This is a genomic window from Mycobacterium stomatepiae, from assembly GCF_010731715.1.
In the GTDB taxonomy this organism is placed as follows: domain Bacteria; phylum Actinomycetota; class Actinomycetes; order Mycobacteriales; family Mycobacteriaceae; genus Mycobacterium; species Mycobacterium stomatepiae.
Window position 1 is genome coordinate 1,950,619 of record NZ_AP022587.1, and the last position, 24,487, is coordinate 1,975,105.

Annotated in this window: 23 protein-coding genes and 2 pseudogenes; 11 read left to right on the forward strand and 14 right to left on the reverse strand. The window is 68.4% G+C overall.

Annotated features, from left to right (window positions below; genetic code table 11):
* The first annotated feature begins 5 nt into the window (after window positions 1-5).
* From G6N54_RS09215 to G6N54_RS09225, 3 genes are read left to right on the forward strand one after another with little or no spacing between them, the layout of a single operon-like run.
* Window positions 6-836: a class I SAM-dependent methyltransferase gene (locus G6N54_RS09215; RefSeq protein ID WP_163789773.1), complete on the forward strand. Its 831-nt coding sequence runs from the start codon at window positions 6-8 to the stop codon at window positions 834-836.
* The gene (locus G6N54_RS09220) at window positions 833-2,407 is read left to right on the forward strand and encodes a 1,4-alpha-glucan branching protein domain-containing protein (RefSeq protein WP_163789774.1); all 1,575 of its coding nucleotides are present in this window, start codon (window positions 833-835) and stop codon (window positions 2,405-2,407) included. Before G6N54_RS09215 ends, G6N54_RS09220 begins: the two co-directional genes overlap by 4 nt.
* A complete protein-coding gene (locus tag G6N54_RS09225; protein ID WP_163789775.1) occupies window positions 2,404-3,648 on the forward strand; it encodes a glycosyltransferase family 4 protein in 1,245 nt (414 codons plus the stop codon). The genes G6N54_RS09220 and G6N54_RS09225 overlap by 4 nt, the downstream gene beginning before the upstream one ends.
* Before the next feature lie 3 nt (window positions 3,649-3,651).
* Here G6N54_RS09225 and G6N54_RS09230 read toward each other — a convergent pair whose 3' ends face one another.
* Window positions 3,652-4,626, reverse strand: coding sequence for an SDR family NAD(P)-dependent oxidoreductase (locus G6N54_RS09230; protein ID WP_163789776.1), 975 nt, complete (start codon window positions 4,624-4,626; stop codon window positions 3,652-3,654).
* Window positions 4,627-4,689: 63 nt separating this feature from the next.
* On the opposite strand from G6N54_RS09230, the gene G6N54_RS09235 reads away from it, so the two are divergent.
* Window positions 4,690-6,048 carry a TIGR01777 family oxidoreductase gene (locus G6N54_RS09235; RefSeq protein WP_163789777.1) on the forward strand — a complete coding sequence of 453 codons (1,359 nt, stop codon included), beginning with the start codon at window positions 4,690-4,692 and terminating at the stop codon, window positions 6,046-6,048.
* 10 nt (window positions 6,049-6,058) lie between these two features.
* On the opposite strand, the gene G6N54_RS09240 is transcribed toward G6N54_RS09235, so the two are convergent.
* Window positions 6,059-6,568, reverse strand: a complete 510-nt coding sequence (locus G6N54_RS09240) for a MarR family winged helix-turn-helix transcriptional regulator (RefSeq protein ID WP_163789778.1) — start codon at window positions 6,566-6,568, stop codon at window positions 6,059-6,061.
* A gap of 72 nt (window positions 6,569-6,640) precedes the next feature.
* On the opposite strand from G6N54_RS09240, the gene G6N54_RS09245 reads away from it, so the two are divergent.
* The 4 genes from G6N54_RS09245 to G6N54_RS09260 all read left to right on the forward strand — a co-directional run bounded on the left by G6N54_RS09245 (window position 6,641) and on the right by G6N54_RS09260 (window position 11,248).
* Window positions 6,641-8,746 (forward strand): MMPL family transporter, encoded by a 2,106-nt coding sequence (locus tag G6N54_RS09245; RefSeq protein ID WP_163794612.1) that lies wholly within the window; start codon window positions 6,641-6,643, stop codon window positions 8,744-8,746.
* Window positions 8,743-9,231 carry a TspO/MBR family protein gene (locus G6N54_RS09250; protein ID WP_163789779.1) on the forward strand — a complete coding sequence of 163 codons (489 nt, stop codon included), beginning with the start codon at window positions 8,743-8,745 and terminating at the stop codon, window positions 9,229-9,231. Before G6N54_RS09245 ends, G6N54_RS09250 begins: the two co-directional genes overlap by 4 nt.
* Complete coding sequence (locus G6N54_RS09255) at window positions 9,231-10,562, forward strand: cryptochrome/photolyase family protein (RefSeq protein ID WP_163789780.1); 1,332 nt, start codon at window positions 9,231-9,233, stop codon at window positions 10,560-10,562. Before G6N54_RS09250 ends, G6N54_RS09255 begins: the two co-directional genes overlap by 1 nt.
* 131 nt (window positions 10,563-10,693) lie before the next feature.
* Window positions 10,694-11,248 carry an anti-apoptotic protein gene (locus G6N54_RS09260; protein ID WP_163789781.1) on the forward strand — a complete coding sequence of 185 codons (555 nt, stop codon included), beginning with the start codon at window positions 10,694-10,696 and terminating at the stop codon, window positions 11,246-11,248.
* A gap of 10 nt (window positions 11,249-11,258) precedes the next feature.
* Here G6N54_RS09260 and G6N54_RS09265 read toward each other — a convergent pair whose 3' ends face one another.
* Window positions 11,259-11,567 (reverse strand): hypothetical protein, encoded by a 309-nt coding sequence (locus G6N54_RS09265; protein ID WP_163789782.1) that lies wholly within the window; start codon window positions 11,565-11,567, stop codon window positions 11,259-11,261.
* 65 nt (window positions 11,568-11,632) lie between these two features.
* On the reverse strand, window positions 11,633-12,370 hold the full coding sequence (locus G6N54_RS09270; protein ID WP_163789783.1) for an acyltransferase: 738 nt from the start codon (window positions 12,368-12,370) through the stop codon (window positions 11,633-11,635).
* 182 nt (window positions 12,371-12,552) lie between these two features.
* On the opposite strand from G6N54_RS09270, the gene G6N54_RS09275 reads away from it, so the two are divergent.
* The gene (locus tag G6N54_RS09275; RefSeq protein WP_179969188.1) at window positions 12,553-13,830 is read left to right on the forward strand and encodes an outer membrane protein assembly factor BamB family protein; all 1,278 of its coding nucleotides are present in this window, start codon (window positions 12,553-12,555) and stop codon (window positions 13,828-13,830) included.
* 28 nt (window positions 13,831-13,858) lie between these two features.
* On the opposite strand, the gene G6N54_RS09280 is transcribed toward G6N54_RS09275, so the two are convergent.
* The 4 genes and pseudogenes from G6N54_RS09280 to G6N54_RS09295 all read right to left on the reverse strand — a co-directional run bounded on the left by G6N54_RS09280 (window position 13,859) and on the right by G6N54_RS09295 (window position 17,213).
* On the reverse strand, window positions 13,859-14,542 hold the full coding sequence (locus tag G6N54_RS09280) for an esterase (protein WP_163789784.1): 684 nt from the start codon (window positions 14,540-14,542) through the stop codon (window positions 13,859-13,861).
* Window positions 14,543-14,612: 70 nt separating this feature from the next.
* Window positions 14,613-15,784: pseudogene (locus tag G6N54_RS09285) on the reverse strand (THUMP-like domain-containing protein).
* Between the two features lie 17 nt (window positions 15,785-15,801).
* Window positions 15,802-16,764, reverse strand: coding sequence for a class I SAM-dependent methyltransferase (locus tag G6N54_RS09290; RefSeq protein ID WP_163789785.1), 963 nt, complete (start codon window positions 16,762-16,764; stop codon window positions 15,802-15,804).
* A gap of 197 nt (window positions 16,765-16,961) precedes the next feature.
* Window positions 16,962-17,213, reverse strand: coding sequence for a hypothetical protein (locus G6N54_RS09295; protein ID WP_163789786.1), 252 nt, complete (start codon window positions 17,211-17,213; stop codon window positions 16,962-16,964).
* 72 nt (window positions 17,214-17,285) lie between these two features.
* Between G6N54_RS09295 and G6N54_RS09300 the strand changes: the two genes are divergently transcribed.
* Entirely contained in the window at window positions 17,286-17,696 is a 411-nt protein-coding gene (locus tag G6N54_RS09300) for a hypothetical protein (RefSeq protein ID WP_163789787.1), read from the forward strand.
* A gap of 115 nt (window positions 17,697-17,811) precedes the next feature.
* Entirely contained in the window at window positions 17,812-18,036 is a 225-nt protein-coding gene (locus tag G6N54_RS09305; RefSeq protein WP_163789788.1) for a hypothetical protein, read from the forward strand.
* A gap of 118 nt (window positions 18,037-18,154) precedes the next feature.
* On the opposite strand, the gene G6N54_RS09310 is transcribed toward G6N54_RS09305, so the two are convergent.
* The 6 genes and pseudogenes from G6N54_RS09310 to serB form a co-directional block, all read right to left on the reverse strand.
* Window positions 18,155-19,399 carry an HNH endonuclease signature motif containing protein gene (locus tag G6N54_RS09310; protein WP_163789789.1) on the reverse strand — a complete coding sequence of 415 codons (1,245 nt, stop codon included), beginning with the start codon at window positions 19,397-19,399 and terminating at the stop codon, window positions 18,155-18,157.
* Between the two features lie 131 nt (window positions 19,400-19,530).
* Window positions 19,531-20,739 (reverse strand): glycoside hydrolase family 76 protein, encoded by a 1,209-nt coding sequence (locus G6N54_RS09315; RefSeq protein WP_163789790.1) that lies wholly within the window; start codon window positions 20,737-20,739, stop codon window positions 19,531-19,533.
* Window positions 20,740-20,872: 133 nt separating this feature from the next.
* Window positions 20,873-21,550, reverse strand: a pseudogene (locus G6N54_RS09320) (enoyl-CoA hydratase); the annotation flags it as partial.
* Window positions 21,547-22,365 carry an NUDIX hydrolase gene (locus G6N54_RS09325; protein ID WP_163789791.1) on the reverse strand — a complete coding sequence of 273 codons (819 nt, stop codon included), beginning with the start codon at window positions 22,363-22,365 and terminating at the stop codon, window positions 21,547-21,549. The gene G6N54_RS09325 and the pseudogene G6N54_RS09320, both read right to left, overlap by 4 nt.
* Complete coding sequence (locus tag G6N54_RS09330) at window positions 22,362-23,237, reverse strand: ABC transporter ATP-binding protein (protein ID WP_163789792.1); 876 nt, start codon at window positions 23,235-23,237, stop codon at window positions 22,362-22,364. The genes G6N54_RS09325 and G6N54_RS09330 overlap by 4 nt, the downstream gene beginning before the upstream one ends.
* Window positions 23,238-23,251: 14 nt before the next feature.
* Window positions 23,252-24,487: a phosphoserine phosphatase SerB gene (gene serB, locus G6N54_RS09335; RefSeq protein WP_163789793.1), complete on the reverse strand. Its 1,236-nt coding sequence runs from the start codon at window positions 24,485-24,487 to the stop codon at window positions 23,252-23,254.

Here is a 24,487-nt window from a genome sequence, read left to right on the forward strand (position 1 = left end):
ATGCAATGAGCGCATTCGTCCCCGACGTTCCCGACGGCACCTCTGACCGCAGTTCACCGGCGGTCTCCCCGGCAAGCCCAGCGGTGTTGACGCTGACCGGCGAGCGCACGATCCCCGACCTGGAGATCGAGAACTACTGGTTCCGCCGCCATCAGGTCGTGTACCGGCGACTGGCAACCCACTGTGTGGGCCGTGACGTGCTCGAGGCGGGATGTGGCGAAGGTTACGGCGCCGACCTGCTCGCCGACGTGGCCCGCCGGGTGGTGGCCGTCGACTATGACGCCGCCGCGGTGGCCCATGTCCGCGGCCGCTATCCCAGGGTGGAAGTCATGCAGGCCAACCTGGCCGAGCTGCCGCTGCGGGACGCATCGATGGATGTCGTGGTGGATTTCCAGGTCATCGAGCACCTGTGGGACCAGACCCAATTCGTCGAGGAATGCGCCCGGGTGCTGCGGCCGTCGGGGTTGCTGCTGATGTCCACCCCCAACCGCATCACCTTCTCCCCCGGCCGCGACACCCCGATCAACCCGTTTCACACCCGGGAATTGAATGCCGACGAGCTGACCGAGCTGCTGGTCGGCGCGGGGTTCACCCAGGTGGCGGTCAGCGGCCTGTTCCACGGCGCGCGCCTGCGTGAGATGGATGCCCGCCACGGCGGGTCGATCATCGACGCGCAGATCGCGCGGGCGGTCGCTGATGCGCCGTGGCCTCCGCAGCTGATCGCCGACGTCGCCGCGGTCACCGTCGACGACTTCGACCTGGTCGCCGCCGGCGACCGCAACACCCACCCCATCGATGACAGCCTGGATCTGATCGCGATCGCGGTGCGGCCGTGAGCGATTCCGCGACACCGGTGCCCGGCATGTTCACGCTGGTGCTGCACACCCACCTGCCGTGGCTGGCACATCACGGCCGGTGGCCGGTCGGCGAGGAATGGCTCTACCAATCCTGGGCCGCGGCCTATCTGCCGTTGCTGCGGGTGCTGCGCACCCTGGCCGACGAGGATCGCCACCGGCTGATCACCCTGGGCATCACCCCGGTGGTCAATGCCCAGCTCGACGACCCGTACTGCCTGGACGGCATGCACCACTGGCTGGCGAACTGGCGGCTGCGCGCCGCCGAGGCCGCCAGCGTACGGTCGATCCCGAAGTCGAAGTCGGCCGGCTACCAATCCTGTACGCCACAAGCGTTGCGGGAGTTCGGGATTCGTGAGTCCGCCGAGGCTGACCGGGCGCTCGACGACTTCGCCACCCTGTGGCAGCACGGCGGCAGCCCGCTGCTGCGCAGCCTGATCGATGCCGGGACCGTGGAATTGCTCGGCGGCCCCCTGGCCCACCCGTTCCAGCCGCTGCTCGCCCCGCGGCTGCGCGAATTCGCGCTGCGGGAGGGCCTGGCCGACGCCCAGTTGCGGCTAGCCCATCGCCCAGGCGGCATCTGGGCGCCCGAGTGCGCCTATGCCCCGGGCATGGAACGCGACTACGCCGCCGCGCGGATCACCCACTTCATGGTCGACGGTCCCTCGCTGCACGGCGACACCACATTGGGCCGACCCGTCGGCGACACCGACGTGGTCGCCTTCGGGCGCGACCTGCAGGTCAGCTACCGGGTGTGGTCGCCGAAATCCGGCTATCCCGGTCACGCCGCCTACCGCGACTTCCACACCTACGACCACCTCACCGGGCTCAAGCCCGCGCGGGTCACCGGCCGCAACGTGTCCTCGGATGCCAAGGCGCCCTACGACCCCGAGCGAGCCGATCGGGCCGTCGACGCCCATGTCGCCGATTTCGTCGACGTGGTGCGCAACCGGCTGGTGAGCGAATCCGAGCGCATCGGGCGTCCGGCACACGTCATCGCCGCGTTCGACACCGAACTGTTCGGCCACTGGTGGTACGAGGGCCCGACCTGGTTGGCGCGGGTGCTACGGGCGCTGCCCGCCGCCGGGGTGCGAGTGGGGACGCTGCGCGACGCACTGTCCGGCGGATTCGTCGGCGAGCCGGTCGCCCTGCCGCCCAGTTCATGGGGCTCGGGCAAGGACTGGCAGGTGTGGGCCGGCGAGCAGGTCGCCGATCTGGTCCAGCTCAACCATGAGGTCGTCGACACCGCGCTGAGCACCGTCGACAAGGCGCTGTCGCAGAACTGCGACGGGCCGACCCCCCGCGATCGCGTCGCCGACCAGATCCTGCGCGAAACCCTGCTGACGGTGTCCAGCGACTGGCCGTTCATGGTCAGCAAGGACACCGCCGCCGATTACGCCCGCTACCGCGCGCATCTGCACGCGCACGCCACCCGCGAGATCGCCGGCGCGCTGGCCTCGGGTCGGCGCGACACCGCGCAGCGGCTGGCCGACGGGTGGGGCCGCGCCGACGGTCTGTTCGGCGCGCTGGACGCCCGAAGGCTGCCCCGATGAGAATCCTGATGGTGTCGTGGGAGTACCCGCCGGTGGTGATCGGCGGGCTGGGCCGGCACGTGCATCATCTGTCGACCGCGCTGGCCGCCGCCGGGCACGACGTGGTCGTGCTGTCGCGCCGCCCGACCGGCACCGATCCCAGCACGCACCCGTCGTCCGACGAGATGAGCGAGGGCGTGCGGGTGATCGCCGCCGCCCAGGATCCGCACGAATTCAGTTTCGGCACAGACATGATGGCCTGGACCCTGGCGATGGGCCACGCGATGATTCGCGCCGGGCTCAACCTCAAAAAGTCCGGCACTGCGCGGCCGTGGCGTCCCGACGTGGTGCACGCCCACGATTGGCTGGTAGCCCACCCCGCCATCACGCTCGCCCAATACTATGACGTGCCAATGGTTTCCACGATCCACGCGACCGAAGCCGGTAGGCATTCGGGCTGGGTCTCCGGAGCGATCAGTCGTCAGGTGCACGCCGTCGAATCGTGGCTGGTACGTGAATCCGATTCGCTGATCACCTGTTCGGCGTCGATGAGCGACGAGATCACCGAGCTGTTCGGTCCCGGTCTGGCCGAAACCACCGTGATCCGCAACGGGATCGACGCGGCGCGTTGGCCGTTCGCCCCGCGGCGACCGCGCACCGGGCCCGCCGAACTGCTCTACGTCGGGCGGCTGGAGTACGAGAAGGGGGTGCACGACCTGATCGCCGCGCTGCCGCGGATCAGGCGCACCAACCCGGGCACCACGCTGACCATCGCCGGCGACGGAACCCAGCAGGACTGGCTCGTCGAGCAGGCCCGTAAACACCGGGTGCTCAAGGCAACTCGCTTCGTCGGGCACCTGCACCATGACGAACTGCTGGCGGCGCTGCACCGGGCCGACGCCGCGGTGTTCCCGAGCCACTACGAGCCGTTCGGGCTCGTCGCGCTGGAGGCCGCCGCGGCCGGCGCCCCGCTGGTGACCTCCAACATCGGCGGCCTGGGCGAAGCGGTTATCGACGGGCAGACCGGGGTGTCGTGCCCGCCGCGCGACGTCGCCGGCCTCGCCGCGGCGGCGCGCATTGTGCTCGACGATCCCGACGCCGCGCAGCGGCGCGCCAACGCCGCGCGCGACCGGCTCACCTCGGACTTCGATTGGCGGACGGTGGCCGGTCAGACCGCGCAGGTATACATGGCCGCCAAGCGTGGCGAGCGTCAGCAGCTGCCGCGGCTGCCGATCACCGAACACGCGCTGCCCGACCGTTGAGCCTCACGCGTTGTCGATGCCGACCGAAGAGGCGCAGTAGCGCCAGAGTCGTTCGCGGTCGCGCTCACCGTGCCTGGTGAGCGGCAGGTAGTGCTCCGGGCGGGGCCGGCGATCGTGCCAGAAGCCACCGCTGGGCGGCGCGGGTTCGGTCGCGGCCAGCCAGATCGCGGTGTCGGCGCCCTGTTCTGGAGTCCGCAGCAGCGGGCCGGTGATCGACCGGAAACCCGGCAGGGACGCGGCCACCCCGGGGGTGTCGGCCCAGCCCGGGTGCATCGAGTAGACGTGGATGTTGTCATCGGCCCAGTGGCGGGCCAGGATCGGGGCCAGCGCCACCTGCATGCGCTTGGTGCGCGCGTACGCGGCGACACCGCTGTACGGCTCGTCGAAATACTCGGGGTCGTCGGCGGGCAGCGACTGGGTGTACATCCCGCCCGACGACATGAAGATCACCCGTGGGTCCTCGGCGCCGCGCAGCACCGTAAGCAAACACTCGGTCAACAGCACCGGACCCAGCACATGCGTGGCCAGGGTGACCTCGTGCCGGTCGGCGGTCTCGGTCCGCTCGGGCGGTAACACCCCGGCGTTATGGATCAGCACATCCAGGTTCCACACCCTGGCCGACAGGTCGGCCGCGAAGGCACGCACCACCGAGAGGTCGGACATGTCGCACACCTCCACCTGCACGTCGGCCTCGGGATTGGCGTCGACGATCTCCTTGCGGGCCAGCTCACCGCTCGTCTCGTCGCGAACGGTCAACAGGACCGTCGCGCCCAGCTGCGCCAGGCCCGTGGCGATCGCCTTCCCGATGCCCCGGCTCGCGCCGGTGACGAGCGCGGTCTTCCCCTTCAGCGCGTGTGGCAGCGGGTCATCGGGCCAGCCGCGGCTGCGCAACCGATAGCTGATCCGGCTATAGCCTGCGACGACGGTCCGGTCGAGGGCGGTGTCGAGCAGGGACCGCAGTCCGCCGTGAACACTCATGCAGTCTTATTACCCACCAGGGCGCCAGGCATGCTCGCATCCTCATTGGGTACTAATCGAACGATGGGACTGGAATTTTCAAGCGTGGTCGACGCGCCGCGCGACGACGTGTTCGCCTGGTACGCACGCCCGGGTGCTTTCGAGCGGCTCTCGCCGCCCTGGTCGCCGATGCGGCTGGTCACCGAGGCCTCGTCACTGCGGGACGGACGAGCCGAACTCGCGCTCCCGGGCGGGCTGCGTTGGGTGGCCGAGCACCAGCCCGACGGCTACGACCCGCCTTGCCGGTTCGTCGACACCATCGGCGGTGCCGGCCTGGCCTCGCTGCCGGCCCGCATCGCGGTGCGGTGGCGCCACAGCCACGAATTCGAAGACGTTGGTGGCGATCGGACCCGGGTGATCGACCGGGTCCAAACGCCGGTCCCCGGCGCCGCGCTGCGCCCGATGTTCGTCTATCGGCACCGCCAGTTGGCCGACGATCTGGCCGCCCACCGGTTGGCCGCCCAGCACGGTCTGACCGCGCTGACCGTCGCGATCACCGGGGGGTCGGGACTGGTCGGTTCGGCACTGTCCGCGTTCTTGAGTACCGGCGGGCATCGCGTGATCCAGCTCGTTCGCCGTCCCGCGCGCGGCGGCGACGAACGCCAGTGGAATCCCGAGGATCCCGGCCCGGATCTGCTGGCCGGGGTCGACGCGGTCATTCATCTAGCGGGCGCCTCGATTGCCGGCCGGTTCACCGATGGACACCGCAAAGCTGTTCGTGACAGCCGGATTGGACCGACCCGCCGGCTGGCCGAACTGGTGGCACGCACGCCCGACCGGCCGCCCACCTTGATCTCGGCCTCGGCGATCGGCTACTACGGTTACGACCGCGGCGACGAGGAGCTCACCGAGGCGAGCGAGCGCGGCGACGGGTTTCTGGCCGACGTCGTCGCCGACTGGGAGGACGCGACCGCACCGGCCGCGCAGGCGGGCGGGCAAGTGGTGCAGGTACGCACCGGCATCGTGCAATCCCTCCGCGGCGGCACGCTGAAGCTGATGCGCCCTCTGTTCAGCGCCGGGCTTGGTGGCCGGCTCGGCGATGGCCGACAGTGGTTGTCCTGGATAGGAATTGACGACCTGGTCGACGTGTATCACCGCGCACTGTGGGACAGCGCGCTGTCCGGTCCGGTGAATGCCGTTGCCCCGCAACCGGTTCGCAATAGCGAGTACACGCGAACGCTTGCACAGGTGCTGCGCCGGCCGGCGGCGCTGCCCGTTCCGCCGCTGGGACCTCGGCTGTTGCTCGGCGCGCAGGGCGCCCGCGAATTGGCCTGCGCCAGTCAGCGCGTCGCCCCGCAGCGGCTCGACGCGGCGGGTCACCGGTTCCGGCAACCCGATCTGGACGCCGCCCTGCGTCACCTGCTCGGGCGCGCCGCGCAGTGAGCCCGACGAATCAGGCTCGGGGATTGCCTAATTCGCCCTGGAAGCGTCGCATCGCGGCGATCAGCGCGGCGAAGACCCGATGAGCGGCCGCGAGATCGGCATCGGGCAGGTCCTGCATTGCCTCGCGGGTGTGCGTGCCCAACGGGGTGAAGAACAACCGGGCCGTGTCCATTCCGGTCTCGGAGAAACGCAGGATGACTTTACGGCGGTCCCCGGGATGCGAGTCGCGCCGGATGTGCCCGGACTCGATCAGCCGGTCTACCAGATACGTGATCGCGGCACCGGACAAACCCATCCGCTGGCTGAGATCTCCCGACGTCATCGGCCGGCCGTTGGTTTCGGCCACCATGATGTGCAGCAGGGCACGGAAATCGGTCGGCCGCACGTCTTGCGACGCCGCGAACATCCGGCCGATCTGGTCCGATTCGGTCGACATCTCCCGCAGATCGGCCGACATCAGCGATTCCAGGGCCTGCCGCCCGCGTCGTTGTTCGTCAGCGTTCATACCCGTCAGCAGCATATCTTCAGCCTCTGGTCATTTCAGTTATTTAATGTTTAATTGACTGAAGTGGTGGAAAAGGCTGGTGTCGTGATGTGGGAAAGTCTGGCCGCCGCCGTGACCGGGCGGCGTTCGTGGCTGTTGGGATCGGCCGCGGTCCTGCTGGGTATTGGGTTCATGGTGTTGGTCGGGGCCAACGCGTCGGCCGGCCAGGCGCCGCTGTCGGTGCCCGCGGAGTCCGACTCCGCCAGGGTCGACGCCGCTGCCCGCCAATTTCCCGGCGGCGATCGGGTTCCGTTGCTGCTGGTCGTGAGCCGCGCCGACGGCGCGCCGCTCGACCCCGCCGACGTGACGGCGACCCAGGCGGCCCGCGACCGGATGCAGGGCGTCGTCGCGCCATTCGGGGCGGCCAGCCCGGCGCCGCCGCTCGTGTCGTCGGACGGCAAGGCGGCCATTGGCGTGGTGCCCATCCGCGCCGACTTGTCCGGCTTGGTGCTGGGCGAGGGAGTCGCCGCGCTGCGCGCCGCCGCCGACGCCGGCCTGCCCGCGGACCTGCGGGCACACGTCACCGGCGGCCCGGCGTTCGGCGCCGATATCGCCAACGCGTTCACCGACGCCAACATCACGTTGCTGGCGGTCACCGCATCCGTGGTGACGCTGTTACTGATCGCCACCTATCGCTCGCCGATGCTGTGGCTGGCACCGCTGCTGGTGATCGGATTCGCCGACCGGGTCGCGGCGGCGGTGGGCACCGCGGTGGCCTCCCTGACCGGGCTGAGCTTCGACGGCGCGACCTCCGGCATCACCAGTGTGCTGGTGTTCGGCGCGGGCACCAATTACGCGCTGCTGCTGATTTCGCGCTACCGGCAAGAACTTCGGAGCCACCCCGACCATCGTGACGCGTTGAGCCTCGCGGTGCGCAGGGCCGGGCCGGCGATCGTCGCCAGCAATGCCACCGTAGTGCTGGCGCTGCTCACCCTGCTCTTCGCGTCGACGCCCAGCACCCGCAGCCTGGGTGCGCTGGCAGCATGTGGGCTGGTGGTCGCCGCGCTGTCCGTCTTGGTGGTGCTGCCGCCGCTGCTCGGCTTGTGCGGCCGGCGACTGTTTTGGCCCCTGGTCCCCCAACCCGACGGCGCCGCGACTCTTGACTCCGGGGCCTGGCACCGGGTCGCCGCACAGGTGGCCGGTCGTCCCGCCGTCGTCGCCGCGGCTTCGATCGCAATGCTGGCGGCACTGGCCTGCGGCTTGCAGGGAACACGGATCGGCTTGTCGCAGACCGAACAGTTTCGGGTGCAAGCAGATTCGGTATCGGGCTACCACGTGGTGGCCGCGCACTTTCCCGCGGGCCTGGCCAACCCCACGCTGGTCGTGGCGCCGACCGCAGCGGCGGCGCAGGTACGCGCGGCGATCTCCACCACTGCAGGTGTGGTATCGGTGACCGATGCGGGCCAGTCGGCAACCGGATTGACGAAATGGTCGGTGGTGACCGACGCCGCGCCGTCGTCGGATCGCGCCTTCGCAACCGTTGCCGCACTGCGAAATTCGACGAAATCCGCCGACCCGGGCGCGCTGGTCGGCGGACCCGACGCCCAGGCGCGCGACGTTCGCGACGCCGCGGTGCACGACCGGCTGATGCTGATCCCGGCGATCCTGGCGGTGATTCTCATCGTCCTGTTCGTATTGCTGCGCTCGGCGCTCGCGCCGCCCAACCTGTTGTCCGCGACGATTCTCGGCGCGCTGGCCGCGCTCGGCCTCGGCGGCTGGACGAGCTTGCACGTCTTCGGGTTTCCGGCGCTGGACAACAGCACCCCGTTGTTCGCCTTCCTGTTCCTGGCCGCCCTCGGCGTGGACTACACGATCTTCCTGGTCACCCGCGCCCGGGAAGAGGCGGCGCGGCACGGAGCACGCGATGGCATGATCCGCGCGGTGTCGGCCACCGGCGGCGTGATCACCAGCGCGGGAATCGTTTTGGCGGCGGTCTTCTGCGTGCTGGGCGTCTTGCCGCTGATCGTGCTGACTCAGCTCGGCATCATCGTCGGCCTGGGAATTCTGCTCGACACCTTCGTGGTGCGCACCCTGGTGATTCCGGCGTTGTTCGCCCTGATCGGCGATCGAATCTGGTGGCCCGCCGACCCGGTCGACACCAAAGACATTGAACCGCAGAATAATCTACTACAGCAGGAACGGAGCAGGCTGTGAAGCGCTCGACTCTCGCCGCGACGACACTGGCCGTCGCCCTGGCCGCGGCATCCGGAAGTATCGCCAGCCCGCGACGCGTGCCGGCGTGGTACGCACGGCTACGCAAACCCGCCTACCAACCGCCCGGCGCCGCGTTCCCCGTCGTCTGGACCGCCCTGTACGCCGACATCGCCACCACCTCCGCGGTGACGTTGGACAAGTTCCGCGCTGCGGGACGCCATGACAAGGCACGCGGCTACGCCGCGGCATTGACCGTCAACCTGTTGCTCAACGCCGGATGGAGTTGGCTGTTCTTCCGCTTTCACAAACTCGGCGCGGCCGTGCTCGGGGCGGCCGCGCTCACGGCCAGCAGCGCCGACCTGGCCCGCCGGGCGGCCGCGGCCGATCCGCGCGCCGGCACGGCACTCGCGCCCTACCCGCTGTGGTGCGCCTTCGCCACCATTCTGTCCGCCCATATCTGGCGACTCAACCGTCGCGTCCAATAATGCCCGCGCTCTTGTGGTTTCGCCGCGATCTGCGATTGCACGACCATCCCGCGCTACTCGCCGCGGCCGAAAGCGGCGACGTACTCGCCTGCTTTGTGCTCGACCCACGGCTGGAGAAATCGTCGGGCCGGCGCCGCCTGCAGTTCCTGGGTGACTCGCTGCGCCAACTGCGCGACGACCTAGATGGCCGGCTGCTGGTGACCCGCGGGCATGCCGAAGAGCTGATTCCCCGCATTGCCGACAAGTTCGACGCGGCTGCGGTGCATATCTCGGAGGATTTCACGCCGTACGGAAAACGCCGTGACGAAAAGGTCCGGGCGGCACTGGGTTCGGTGCCCTTGGTCGCGACGGGATCGCCGTATCTGGTGACGCCGGGCCGCGTCACCAAGGACGACGGCGAACCGTACAAGGTATTCACGCCGTTTCTACGCAAATGGCGAAAAGCCGGCTGGCGCAAACCCGCGCAATCGAGCGCCGACTCGGCACGCTGGCTCGATCCGGCTGGCGTCGTCAAACAATGCACACTCCCCGACCCCGGCACCGAGCTCGGCTTCGATGCCGGTGAGGCGGCGGCACTTTCGCAATGGAAGCAGTTCGCCGACGGCGGGCTGGCCCGTTACGCGCAGGAGCGCGACCGCCCCGATCTGCCCGGCACCAGCCGGATGTCGGCGCACCTGAAGCTCGGTACCATTCACCCCCGAACCATGGTGGCGGCGATGAACCTCCGCCAGCAAGGCGCGCAAACGTATTTGCGGGAGTTGGCCTTTCGCGACTTCTACGCCGGGGTGCTGCATCACTGGCCGCACAGCGTCTGGCGCAACTGGAACAGCGACTTCGACGGCATCGAAACCGACACGGGGGCGGACGCATGCCGGCGCTTCGAAGCGTGGAAGGCCGGCGAAACGGGATTTCCGATTGTCGACGCCGGCATGCGTCAACTCCGCGAGACCGGCTTCATGCACAACCGGGTGCGCATGATCGTCGCATCGTTTCTGGTCAAGGATCTTCATCTGCCGTGGCAGTGGGGAGCCGAATGGTTCCTGGATCAACTGACCGATGGGGACATGGCCAGCAATCAGCACGGCTGGCAGTGGTGCGCGGGGTGCGGCACCGACGCCGCGCCCTACTTCCGGGTTTTCAACCCGACCACCCAGGGCCAAAAGTTCGATCCCGCAGGCGATTACATTCGGCGCTGGATCCCCGAGCTGAGCGCCGCCGAGGACGTTCACTTACGCAAAGGCGCACGGCCACAAGGATATCCGGCACCGATCGTCGATCACAAAGCCGAACGGTCCGAAGCGCTGCGCCGCTATCAAAGCATAACTTCGTAAGCCGGCTCGCTAGAATCCGGCGCTGCGGCGCTACGACGCGCCGAAATTATCTTTGCGGAATCGCTGTGCGAAGCCGTTTGGCATGCAATTATCAGCCCGATTCTCCGTTGCTGATGCGCCAGGGAGGCGATATGGCCCACTCGATCGTTCGGACGTTGCTGGTTTCAGGTGCTGCCGTGGGGCTGATAGCCAGCGCCGGCGCCTGCTCGTGCTCGATCGGAGGGTCGTCGTCGCACGCGGTGTCGAAGAGCGACGTCGCCAGCCAGATCACCCAGAAGTTGACCGACGCTCAGGGCAACAAGCCCGACTCGGTCGACTGCCCAGGCGATCTGGACGCGAAAGTCGGCGCACAACTGAACTGCTCGATGAAGCTCAAGGGCACCACCTACGGCGTCAACGTCACCGTGACCAGCGTCGAGGGCAGCAACGTCAAGTTCGACATGGTCGAAACGGTCGACAAAGCCCAGGTCGCGACGGCGATCAGCGACAACATCACCCAGCAGTTCGGGACCAAGCCCCAGTCGGTGACCTGCCCCGACAATCTGAAGGGGGTAAAGGGCGCCACGCTGCGGTGCAAGCTCGTCACCGCCGAAGGTCAGACCTACGGGGTGAACGTGTCCGTCACGGGCGTCGACGCGGGCACGATCGACTATCACTTCGTCGTCGACGAACAGCCGTCATCCTGAGCCCGGCGAGTCAGTAGCCAACCGCCGCAAAGTAACCGACCACTCCCAGGAGTTCGGCCACGGTGGCCGCGGTTAACGTCGCGATGGCATAGGGCCACCCCGGTCGCCGGCGAACCAGCCGGATGATCGTCACCACACACCCGATGATCGTCAGCGCGGCGGCCACCGATATCGACAGCAGCACCGCTGTGGCCGCCCGGTCGGTGCTACACCGCGGCGGCGGGCAGTAGTCGGTGAAGGCCAAGAACATGAACTCCATGCCGGCCGCTACGCCCCAGCCGACGACGGCGACAACCATCAGCACGATGGACAGCGCCACATCCCACCCGGGACGCGTCGGTTTGGGGTCGTAGGGACCCCAGCCCGGCTTCGAATAACCCGACGTCAGTGGGCGGCCTTCTTACGTTCGATATCGGCCAGGGCGGCGGCCAATTCGGCCCGCTGGGCGGCCGAGCTCTCCCAGGACAGCTGCCGGTTCTTGACCACCTTGGCCGGCGCACCGACCGCGATCGAATAGTCGGGAACATCGCCGCGCACCACCGCGTGCGAACCGAGCACGCAACCCCGCCCGATCGACGTGCCCCGCAATACTGTCACCTTGACCCCGACCCAGGTGTCCGGTCCGATCCGGATCGGGGACTTGACGATGCCCTGGTCCTTGATCGGCAGGTTGATGTCGTCCATCCGGTGGTCGAAATCGCAGACATAGCACCAGTCGGCCATCAGCACCGAGCCGCCGAGCTCGATGTCGAGGTAGCAGTTGATCACGTTGTCGCGGCCCAGCACGACCTTGTCGCCGAACCGCAACGAGCCCTCGTGCGCGCGGATCGTGTTCTTGTCGCCGATGTGCACCCAGCGGCCGATCTCCAGCTGCGCCAGCTCGGGGGTCGCGTGGATCTCGACACCCTTGCCGAGGAACACCATGCCGCGCGTGATGATGTGCGGATTGGCCAGCTTGAACTTCAGCAACCGGAAGTACCGCACCAGGTACCACGGGGTATAGGCGCGGTTTCTCAGCACCCACTTCAGCGAAGCCAGCGTCAAGAACTTGGCCTGGCGTGGGTCTCGCAGCCGCTGGCCCCGCCAGCGGCGGTGGACCGGGGCGCCCCACATGCTCGTCACAGCCGAAAAGCCTAACGCGGTCAATCATCAGTGCGCGAACCGCCACGGGTTACCCTCACCTGTACTCAATCGCCGCCGAACGGCCGGGTCCGCCCTCGAGCGGCCCGCGTTGGAAAAAAGGATTTGGGAAACCCAAGGTGCTTGCCCGACAACCCATCAGTGGGCTTCGGCGTTGCTCATCCGTGGTGCTGGCGGCGGTGCTGGCGATCGGGCTCGGCGGTTGCGGCAACACCGATGCATGGGTCGAAGCGGCACCCGCGCCCGGCTGGTCGGCGCAGTATGCCGACGCGGCCAACAGCAGCTACACGGCGACCGCCGGCGCCAACAAGCTGTCCCTGCAGTGGACGCGGTCGGTCAAGGGCAGCCTGGGGGCCGGTCCGGGACTGGGCTCGAGCAGCTACCTCGCCCTGAACGCACAAACACCGGCCGGATGTTCGCTGATGGAATGGGAGAACAACGACAACGGCCGGCAACGCTGGTGCGTGCGGCTGTTCCAGGGCGGCGGTATCGCTGGTCCGCTGTTCGACGGCTTCGACAATCTCTACGTCGGGCAGCCGGGCGCCTTCTTGTCCTTTCCGGTGACGCAATGGACGCGGTGGCGCCAGCCGGTGATCGGAATGCCTTCCACCCCAAGGTTTCTCGCCGACGGACAACTCCTGGTCACCACGCACCTCGGACAGGTGCTGGTTTTCGACGCGCATCGGGGCATGGTGGTCGGCAGTCCGCTCGACCTGGTCGACGGGATCGACCCGACGGACGCGACGCGCGGGCTGGCCGATTGCGCGCCGGCGCGGCAGGGCTGCCCGGCCGCGGCCGCCCCCGCCTTCTCGGCGGCCAGCGGGATGGCGGTGCTCGGAGTCTGGCAGCCGGGCGCCCCGGCGGCGGGACTGGTGGGGCTCAAATACCACCGCGGGCAGACGCCCTTGCTGACCCGGGAGTGGGCCACCGACGCCGTCGGGGCCGGGGTGATTTCCAGCCCCGTGCTGTCGGCTAGCGGATCGACCGTCTACGTCAACGGCCGCGACCAACGGTTGTGGGCCCTGTCGGCCGCCGACGGGAAACCGAAGTGGTCCGCGCCGCTGGGATTCCTGGCCCAGACGCCGCCGGCGGTCACCCCGGAGGGCCTGATCGTGTCGGGCGGTGGACCGGATACCCGGCTGGTGGCCTTCAAGGATGCCGGCGACCACGGCGACCAGGTCTGGCGCCGCGACGACATCACCCCGTTGTCGTCGTCGGGCCTGGCCAGTTCCGGCGTCGGTTACGCGGTGGTGAGCGGGCCGCCGCACGACGACGCCCCCGGCATGTCACTGCTGGTGTTCGACCCCGGCAACGGCCACACGATCAATAGCTATCCGCTACCCGCGGCCACCGGCTACCCCGTCGGCATCGCGATCGGCACCGACCGCCGGGTGGTGGCCGCCACCAGCGATGGTCAGGTCTACGGCTTCGCCCCGGTCTGAGCCCGCTAGACAGCCAGGGTCTGAGCCGCTAGACAGCCAGCGGAGGGATCGCGTTGCGCGGCACCTGGGCCTGGCAGGGGCCGGCCAATGCGGGCAGCATCTCCCCGGGCGCGAAGTAGAAGATCAGCTGGTCGTCGGTGATGGCGAAGTTCTGATAGTGCGATGGGTCGCGGCCCGACGACGGCAAGATCGCGGCGCCGAGCGCGTTCTGGCGTTCTAGGTCGGCCTTGACCAGCGGGAAGATCGCCTCCAGTGGCGACGTGTTGGGGACGAACAGATTGTCAAAGGTGATCGGCTGCTTGGTGCCCAGGTTGTAGTTGAACGCCTTGTACCAAGTGGACGTGTGCGATCCGCCGACGTCCTGGAAGAACTTGAGCACCACGCTGCGGGTGTTGTGCGGCGGCTGACCGGCGAAGTGCTGTTCGCTGGTCGCCTCCAATTGGTAGGGCTGGTCGCGCGGGCCGGTGGTCTGCGCGACGGAGAGGAATCCGTCGCGGTTCTGCGTGACGTAGTCGGTCAGCGGCTGCGGGTCCGGGTAGTCAGCCGGAAACGTGATGTTCAGCGTGTACGTCGCGCCGGTCGTACGGATGTGGCACATTTGCCCGGCCTCGAGGGTGCCGCCCACGCCGGCACACGATGGCGGTTCGGCGGCAGCCGGCCAGCCCAGCAGAACCATGGTGAACAGCACCGCGGCCGCGATCAGATAACGCATGACTTGATTGTCCTCGTCGACGTAAAAGGCGAGGTCCCCCGGAAAGTGACCGCCGACAGCGTACAGGGCACTACCGCGACGGGCGGCACGCATACGCCGTCGCACGCCCGGCGACCCCGGTGCCGATGCGGGCGATGACCACCGACAGCGGCTGGCTACCGCGCGGCCGCAGCCGTCGCCGCAACGCGTCGGGGTCGACTCGTACCCCGCGCACCAGGATCTCCAGCGCCCCGCAATCGCGCGCCGACAGGGCGTGGCGAAGCCGCCGCTCGTCGAACTCCAGCTGCTCGAGCACCTCGAAGCCGCGCACGTCCGGCGGCAGCCGGTCGCCGGACAGGTAGGCGATGTCGGGGTCGAGCTGCCACAGCCCATGCCGCGCGCCGTAATGGCGCACCAGCCCGGCCCGAACCACGGCGCCGTCCGGGTCGACGATCCATCGCCCGGCCGGGGCCACCGGACAGTCGTCGGGATCGGCGTCGGTAAGCTGTTCGCCGCGTTCCAGGATGCTGGCGCGGCGGCGAACGCCCGGCTCGGCCAGGCGGCCCGACCACAGGCACGCTTCCCGCACCGAGCCCTGATACGACGTCAGCTCGATTTCGCCGTCGAAGCCGAGTCGTCCGAGTTGGTCGAAATCGATTCCGGGAGCGCACTTTACGACGAGTTCGCGGCCTCGATAGCAGTCGAACAACTCCCCAGGCCCGGTTGGTAGTCGGCCGGGTTGAAGCGGCGTCGACCGCCGCTGCGGCGCGCCGGGTCGACGATCACCACCGCGTCACGAGTCACCGGGTGCAGGGCGTCGGCGCGGCACAGACCGGCGCCCGGGCCCAGGTTGTGGGCCGCCATCGCCAGCCGCACCGGGTCGATATCGCTGCCCAGCGCTTGGACCCCCGCGTCGCGCAGCGCGGCCACTTCGGTGCCGATCGAACAGGTCGCATCGTGAACGAGCGCCCCGGCCACGCCCAGCCTTCGGGCCCGATGCAGCGCCACCGGAGCCGCGGTGGCTTGCTGCAGCGCCTCGTCGGTGAACAGCCAGTGCGAGACGTCACCCAGCTTGCCGATGGCGCGGCGGCGCAGCAGGGTGGTTTCCACCAGCACCGGCGCCCGGTCGCCGAAGCTGGCCCGCACCGCGGCGATATCGGCGAGCCGGGTGGCGTCCGTCAACGTGAATTCGGCGACCGCGGCCAGCGCCGCGACACCCGCTTCCGAGCGCAGGTAACCGACGTCGTCGGTGGTGAAGCGCAGGCCTGGAGCGGACTGGTTCAGGAGGGTTTGACCCCGGTGATCATCACGTTGTAGAACCAACCCTTCGGCGCCAGGTGCCGCCAGATGTTGGCGTCGACCCAGCTCAGCGTCTTCCAGCCGTTGAAGGCGAATTTCGCCCAGCCCCAGCCGAGACGCCCGGGCGGCACCGACGCCTCGAAGGTGCGCACCGGCCAGCCGAACATCGCGGCGGTGAACTCCTCGCTGGCGGTCGCGACCTGCTCGGCGCCGGCGTTGGTGGCCATCCGCTCCAGGTCCTCGGGCGCGAAGGTGTGCAGGTCGACGATGGCTTCCAGCGCCGCGACGCGGGAGGATTCGTCGAGTTCGACCTGCGGGCGCCGCCAGCTGCCCAGGCCGGGCAGCTTGGTGACGTTGGTGGCCACCCGCCAGGTCAGGGTGGACAACGAGCGGGCGTAGACCTCGCCGACATTGGTCGGCTCGCCGGCGAACACGAAGCGGCCGCCGGGCTTGAGCACCCGGATCACCTCGCGCAGCGACAGCTCGACGTCGGGAATGTGGTGCAGTACGGCATGCCCGACCACCAGGTCGAAGGTGTTGTCGTCGTACGGGATGCCCTCGGCGTCGGCGACCCGGCCGTCGATGTCCAGACCCAGCGATTGCCCGTTGCGGGTGGCGACCTTGACCATGCCGGGCGACAGATCGGTGACCGAGCCGCGCCGCGCGACGCCGGCCTGGATTAGGTTGAGCAGGAAAAAGCCTGTGCCACAACCTAATTCGAGGGCACGATCATACGGCAGCTCACGCTGGACCTCGTCGGGCACGGCGGCGTCGAAGCGGCCGCGGGCGTAATCCACGCAGCGCTGGTCATAGGAGATTGACCACTTCTCGTCGTAGGTCTCGGCCTCCCAGTCGTGGTAGAGCACCTGGGCGAGCTTGGTGTCGTGCCGGGCGGCTTCGACCTGGTCGGCCGTGACATGGGCCGACGGAGTTACTTCGGTCATGCAGGGCAGCCTAATAGCCAGCCGATCGGCCTTCGAACGAGGTGAAGTGCTAATCAGCGCTACCGGCCTAAACTCATCGACGTGGCTGACGTTCTTGGGGTCAGTGATGAGGCGCTGCAACTACTGGCAGCGCACTGCGAGACGATTTCGGCGGAGTCGGTGGCGGCGACTCCGCTGCCCCGAGTTGGGCTACCAATTCAGGCGACGTCTGGCGCCGCGGTGCTGCCCATGCGGCCCTCGACGGAGCCATCGCGGCCTTGGCTCAGCGAGCGCAGGCGAGCGCGGTCAAGCCGGCCGCAGCGAGCGCCGAGTTCGCAATGGCCGATGCCGATGGTGCGCAGCAAGCCGCCGCCGTCGCTATCTCGATATCGCAGGTGTAATCCGTGGCGGCGGTCGGCGGTGCGGGAGTGCCGTCCCTCTCGGAGATCCAAGCCTGGGATATCGCTCATTTAGAAGGTGCAGCAACGGACTGGAAAGCCACCGCCGAGCATTGGGAGTCCTCTTTCACCTCTATTCATCGGGTGACGGTGTCGCCAGGTGGAACGGTATGGGAAGGCGTCGCCGCCGAGGCGGCACAGGAAAGAGCGTTCGCTGATCTGGTCAAGGTGCGAGGGCTGGCTGATGTCCTGCACGAATCCTCGGCGATTGCGCGCCGGGGAGCTGAGACTCTCGATGCCGCCAAGCGCAGCGTGCTGGATGCGGTCGAGGAAGCCAATAGCGCCGGATACGTTGTGGGCGAAGATCTTTCGGTGACGCCGCCGCGAGCCGGTGTGGCGGCTCAAGCCCAGGCGCAGGTGTACGCGGCCGACATTCAGCAACGCGCCGCGCAGCTGGTCGCCCACGACCAACCAATCGCCGCCAAGATCACCGCCGCCAGTGCACCTCTGAGCGCTGTCACTTTCGCCGAACCGCAGGCACCAGCAATTACGTGAGTGCGCGCGCGATACCTATTCGCAGGCTTTACCTCGGTAAAGATCATTGACTTGTTGCTAAATGAATACATTCCGTGGACGGCCGGGCTAAGAACCGGAACGGATGGAGACACCCGTGAGCAATGTTCTGGACGCCATCCCAGCGGAGCATCGCGCGGTGATCATCGACGAATTGACACGCCTGCATCCGACGATGCTGGCTGAACTTCGCGCGACACAAGGGCCAAGCAGCGAGCAGACTCGCGCCGTGATGGACGTCCTCATCAACGAGATGATGAACAATTTTGGGCCAGATTGGCAGCCCAATGAGCGTGGGCGAGCCATCGAAAATGCAAGGTAAGACCATCCTCGACGAAGTCATTGAGTCGGGGCCCATCGGCAAGACCCGATGGCGGCCGCTGTCGCGGGGGAATCTTCCTATGCCCCAACATGTTTCATGACCGGCGTTGGTGAGTTATCTAGTTGGTTGTTGGTGGTGGTATCGGTTGGAAGGGTTGGTACCACCACCATTGGGCGCGTTCGCCGGTGGGCCCGGGGCAGGGTGGGACTTGGGGTGGGGCGTGGGTGGGTGGGCGTGCCAGTGATCCTGGGTTCAGTGGTTGGCCGTCCTCGTCGGTGATGGTGAGATCGTTTGCGGGTCCGGTGAGGGTGATGAGGCCGCGGTGGTGTGCTCGATGGTGGTAGGGACAAACCAGGACCAGATTGGACAACTCGGTGGGGCCGCCGTCTTCCCAATGCTGGAGGTGATGGGCGTGCAGACCGCGGGTGGCCCCACAACCGGGGACCACGCAGGTGCGGTCGCGGTGCTCGAGCGCGCGGCGCAGCCGCCGACTGATCACCCGCGTGGTCCGGCCGGCGCCGATGACCTCGCCGTCGCGTTCGAACCACACCTCGCCGGTGGCATCACAGGTCAGGTAGTGGCGTTGCGCGTCGGTGAGCAGCGGACCCACATGCAGGGCGGCGGCGCGCTTTTCCACATCGAGGTGCACGACCACGGTGGTGTGCTGCCCGTGCGGACGCCGCGCCACCTCCGCGTCCCACCCCGCCTCGACCAGGCGCATAAACGCCTCGAGGGTGCCCGGCACCGGCGCCGCCACCTCCGATGCACGATCGCCCTCGTCGTGGTCGTGCTTCCACTCGGCGATCAGCGCATCACGATGAGACGCCAGTGCCGCGTCGAACGTCGCCGCATCCGGGTGCGCAAGTTTGATCCGCCAGCACGTGAGCTCCTCGTCAGAGGTCTGGGTGATCGAGGCCTGCGGCCGCGGCCGGGCCGGTTCGGGGTGTGGTTCCAGCGTGACCGCGGTACGCAACTGGCTGACGGTGGCAATGCTGGCCAACGCCGCGTAATGCTCATCAGAGCCGTCGCTCGCTCGGGCCGCGATCACGCCGACCTGATCCAGTGACAGCCGACCCTCCTTCATGCCCTGCGTGCAGCGGGGAAACTCCTCCCAGCGGCGCGCCACCGTGGCGATCGTATGGGCATTGGCCGAGGAAGAACCCAGCTTCCAGCCCAGCAACGCCGCCACCGACCGCGCCCCCGTCATCCCACACAACCCGTCACGATCGATCTCGGCGGCGATCTCCACAATGCGCCCATCAACCGCATTACGCTGACCAGCCAACTCCGCCAACTCATCGAACAACACCTCAAGCCGCTGCTTAGGGCTCACCACCACGGCACACGACGCGCTCGACGACATAACCACATCCTCGCAGCCACCTACGACAAATTTCGGCCGCTCAAATCCGCGCCAGGAAGCGGCCGCCATCACTGCCAACAGGTGCGTCACCGCGCGATCCACGCCAGCACGCGCCCCAGGGTGCCGCAAGCTCAGTGCCCGGCGGAGGTGAGCTGGTGATCCGCCTCCAGCAGCATCCACGCGCTCAGCTGTATCGAGAGATCGCGGCTCGGGTTCGGCGGCGACGTCCGCGACGACTCCGCGAGCTGGGGAACGGTTTCCAGACCTGCCGGCGCGGTGACCGGGCGGTTCCAATGCGCACCGAACAGCGGCAACCCGTCCACCTCCGCGCGGTTGCCCCAGGCCGCCCGCGCCGAGGCGTGCACCAGCTGCGCGGCGATGGGGTCGCCCAGGGCCAGCGCGGTCTGGGCGAGATACCTGGCCAGGATGCCCATGAACAACCCGGAGTCGTTCCCGGCGCACCCGGCGATCACGCCCGCGTGGGCGAGGCTGTCGGCAGTAGCGGCGACGAGCGCCGCCGCGCGGTCACGATGGCTCGATTCGTTTGTGCGCGAGGCCAATTCGGTCTCCAGCCCGATGGCCACGCCCTGACAGTAGGTCAGCAGGGAGCGATTCATCCGCCCGCTGGGTTCGTGCACGCCGTCGAAGATGAGGCCGCTCTCCTCGTCGCGCAGCCGGGTGTGCAGGAAATCGGCGAGTTGTTCGGCGCGCGACAGGTTGCCCAGGCGCGCCATCGCGATGCCGGTCGGACCGATCCCGGAGGTGCTGTAGTAATCGTGGCCGATCTTCCAGGGCACCGCGCGGACCGCCGGGTTCCAGCCGTCGAGCAGGGCGGTCCGCAGCTTCGGAACGGCAGCGTCGAACCGGACACCGAGCAGCCTGTCGGCGCGTTCGAGCGCCAGCACCAGCCACGACATGTCGTCGCAGTACCCGTTGGTCCAGCCGGTGAGATTGCGGGTGTGGATGCCGCGCGCGATGGCGACGATCCGGTCGATGCGTTCGGGGGTGCGCGCGCGGTACGCGGCGTCGACCGCGCAGTCCAGCAGGTGGGCCTGCCACCAGTAACACCAGCGAGCCAACAACAATTGGTCGAACACGGACGACGGCCAGTGCAGCGTGCCCAGGGCCGTCCCCGGCTGCCACCAGAGCGTGTGCACGTGCCGCTCCATGATCGCCCGCTCGGCCAGGTCCGCCCGCTCCCCGGGGCTCACCGGGGCCAGGGACGACTGCGTCGTAATCGCCGCCGCCTGTGTCGGCCGGTTCACCTCGGTGAGTGCGACGGCGCCTCCGACCGCGAAAAGCAAATTGCGCCGGCTGATCCCCTTGTTCAGGCGATCCATCCGCTCGAGCTCCTCTTTGCTGAACAACGATCGCGGCCGGAAACCTTGCAGCTAAATGTTATTCCGACGTCGACGAAATCCTGAAGAGGGCGCGTCCTGCCGGACGTTGAGCCGTGGCGTCTCAGACGTTGGACTCAGAAGCCCCGACTCCGAACACCGCGTTGATGCCGGCCTTGGCGGCGGCCAGTGCGTCTTGCGGACCACCCAGGAACCGGCGCGCCCAGACCGCGGCGCAGTCGTACACGTTGTCGGGCGCCACCATCTCGTCGATCAGGCCCAGCTCCAAGGCCTCCTCGGCGTCGACGAAGCGTCCGCTGAACACCAGCTCCTTAGCCTTGCTCTCCCCCACCACGCGGGTCAACCGGGCCATGCCGCCGCCACCGGGAGTCCGGCCGGACAGGATCTCGGTCGCCCCGAACTTCACGTTGTCGCCGCTGATCCGCCAGTCGGCAGCCAACGCCAGCGTCAGGCCCGCACCCAACGCGTATCCGGTGACCGCGGCCACGGTCGGCTTCGGGATGGCCGCCACGGCGTCGACGGCCTCGGTGCGCACTCGGTCGGCGAGTTCGGCCTCGGCCACGGTCAGCTTCTCCAGCTCGACCATGTCGTCGCCGGCGGAGAAGATCTCGTGACCGCCGAACAGAATTACCGCCGCCACGTCGTCACGCCGGGCCAACTCGTCGGCCGCGGCGGTGATCTCCCGATAGACCTGGCGGGTCATCGCGTTGGTGGGAGGCCGCGACAGCAGCAACACGGCCAGACCGGCGTCTTGCGAGCCGTAGCTAACGACGACGTGGACGAACTCGCTCAAAGCGGCCACTCCATCGATCCGCCCGCCTGGCGCGCCTGGTGGTAACGGTCGGAGTCGAAGAACTCGAAGACCCAATTGTCGCCCCGCTTCTCCAGCAACGGCTGCACGGGCGAGATCTGACGTTCGACGGCCAGCACCTCGGCGACGGTGCGACCGGCCAGCGAGTCCAGCTGGGTCCAGGTCGGCGGCAGCAAGACGTTGCGGCCGGCCTCGAAGTCGTCGATCGCGTCGCGCGGCGACGCCCACCCGGACCGATCGGATTCGGTGTTCTCCCCATCGGCGCGCTGCCCCTCGGGCAGGGCCGCCACGAAGAAGTAGGTGTCGTAGCGGCGGGTGCGTTCGGCTTCCGGGGCCACCCAGTTGGCCCACGGCCGCAACAGGTCTGAGCGCAGCACCAGGTTTTCGGTGCGCAGGAAGTCCGCGAACGACAGCGTCCGCTCGTCCAGCGCGCGGCGGGCGTCGGCGTAGATCGACGCGTCGCCGACGATGCTGTCCGGATCGTCGGCTGGGCCGGCGAACAGCACGCCGGACTCCTCGAACGTCTCCCGCGCCGCTGCGCATACCAGCGCCTCGGCCAGGTCGGTTTGGATGCCGAACCGCTGCGCCCACCACTCCGGCGGTGGACCGGCCCACGCGATGTCGGCATTGCGGTCGCGGTCGTCGACGCCGCCGCCCGGAAAGACCATCGTGCCCGGGGCGAACTCCATCTTCGAATGCCGGCGCATCAAAAAGATCTTCAAGCCGCCGGGCGCGTCGCGGACCAGCATCACGGTGGCGGCCGGCCGGGTCGGTAGCGGCTCAGGGGTGGTGTTCATTCCGGCCCCCTGCGGTGCGCCGCGCGGGAGCGGACCCGCCGCGCGAAGTACCGCCCGTCGATGACGTCCAGGGCGATCGACTGACCGAAGGCCGCCGAAAGATTCTCGGCGATCAGGATATCGGAAAGCAGCCCCGCGGCCACCACCCGTCCCTCCGACAGCAGCATGCAGTGGCTGAAGCCGGGCGGAACCTCCTCGACGTGGTGGGTGACCAAAACCAAGGCGGGCGCATCGGGATCGGCGGCCAGATCGGTCAGCCGAGACACCAATTCCTCTCGACCGCCCAGGTCCAGGCCGGCGGCGGGTTCATCGAGCAGCAGCAACTCGGGGTCGGTCATCAGTGCGCGGGCGATTAGCACCCGTTTGCGTTCACCTTCGGACAGCGTCCCGTAGGTGCGGTCGGCGAGGTGCTCGGCGCCCAGACTCTCTAGCATGTCGACGGCCCGCTGATGGTCGACGTCCTCGTAGCGCTCCCGCCAGCGGCCCAGCACCGCGTAGCCGGCCGAGATGACCAAGTCGCGCACGACTTCATCGGTAGGGATCCGCTGCGCTAAAGCCGACGAGCTGAGCCCGATCCGGGCCCTCAGTTCCGATACGTCGACCCGGCCCAGCCGCTCGCCGAGCACGAACGCGATGCCGGACGACGGGTGCTCAGCCGCCGCGGCGATGCGCAGCAGGGACGTCTTGCCCGCCCCATTGGGACCGATGATCACCCAACGTTCGTCGAGTTCGACCGCCCAATCCAGCGGCCCGACCAGGACGCGCTTGCCGCGTCGCAGCGAGACGTTTCTGAAGTCGATCAGCAGATCGGGATCGGCCGCGAGGCTGTCTGTGTCGGGGCCGGTTTCGGGCACCCGCCCATCGTGCCGCATGCCTCGCGAGCGCCCTACTCGGGGGGAATCTCGACGCGGCGCACTTCACCGTCGACGGCGTCGGCGGCCTCGATCTCGCCGCGGGTCACGCCGAGCAAGAACAGCACCGTGTCCAGGTACGGGCTGCTCAACGACGCGTCGGCGACCGCACGCAAAGCGGGCTTGGCGTTGAACGCCACCCCCAGCCCGGCCGCGGACAGCATGTCGATGTCGTTGGCGCCGTCGCCGACCGCGACGGTCTGCGCCATCGGCACCCCGGCCTGATGCGCAAAGTCCCTCAGCGCCTTGGCTTTTCCAGGTCGGTCGATGATCTGGCCGACCACCCGCCCGGTGAGTTTGCCGTCGACGATCTCGAGCTCGTTGGCGGCGACGAAGTCCAGCATCAGCTCCTCGGCCAACGGTTCGATGATGCGCCGGAACCCGCCGGAGACCACGCCGCAGTGATAGCCCAGGCGCCGCAGCGTCCGCAGCGTGGTCCGGGCGCCGGGCATCAGCTCCAGCTGATCGGCGACCTCGTCGATCACCGCGGCGGGCAGCCCCTCCAAGGTCGCGACCCGCTTCCGCAGCGACTCCGCGAAATCCAGCTCGCCGCGCATCGCGGCCTCGGTGATCGCGGCGACCTTGCCCTCCGCGCCCGCCTTGGCGGCCAGCATCTCGATGACTTCGCCCTGCACCAGCGTCGAGTCGACGTCGAACACGATCAGCCGTTTGGACCGCCGCTCCAGGCTGTAGTCCTCGACCGCCACGTCGACGCCCTCGTTGGAAGACACCTTGTTCAGCGCGGTGCGCAGTGGACCGTCGGCACCCGGCGGCACCGAGACCCGCAGCTCCAGCCCGGTCACCGGGTAGTCCGAGACGCCGCGGATCAGGTCGATGTTGACGCCGAGCGTCGCGACCTCGCGGGCCACCGCCCCGAACGCCCCGGCCGAAACCGGCCGCCCCAGCACGAAGATGGTGTGCGTCGACGGCTCACGCATGACCGGCACGGCCTCGCTGCGCTCGATCGTGACGTCGAGGCCGACCGCGTGGATGGCGTCCTCGACGTCGTCGCCCAGCACGATGCTTTCGGCGACATCCGGCGGGCAGCACAGCAGCACGCCCAGGGTCAGACGGCCGCGGATAACGACCTGCTCGACGTTGAGCAGCTCGATTCCGTGCCCGGAGAGCGCGTCAAAAAGCGCCGACGTCACACCCGGTTGATCCACGCCGGTGACGGTGATTAGCACCGACACCTTGGGTGGTGTGTTCAC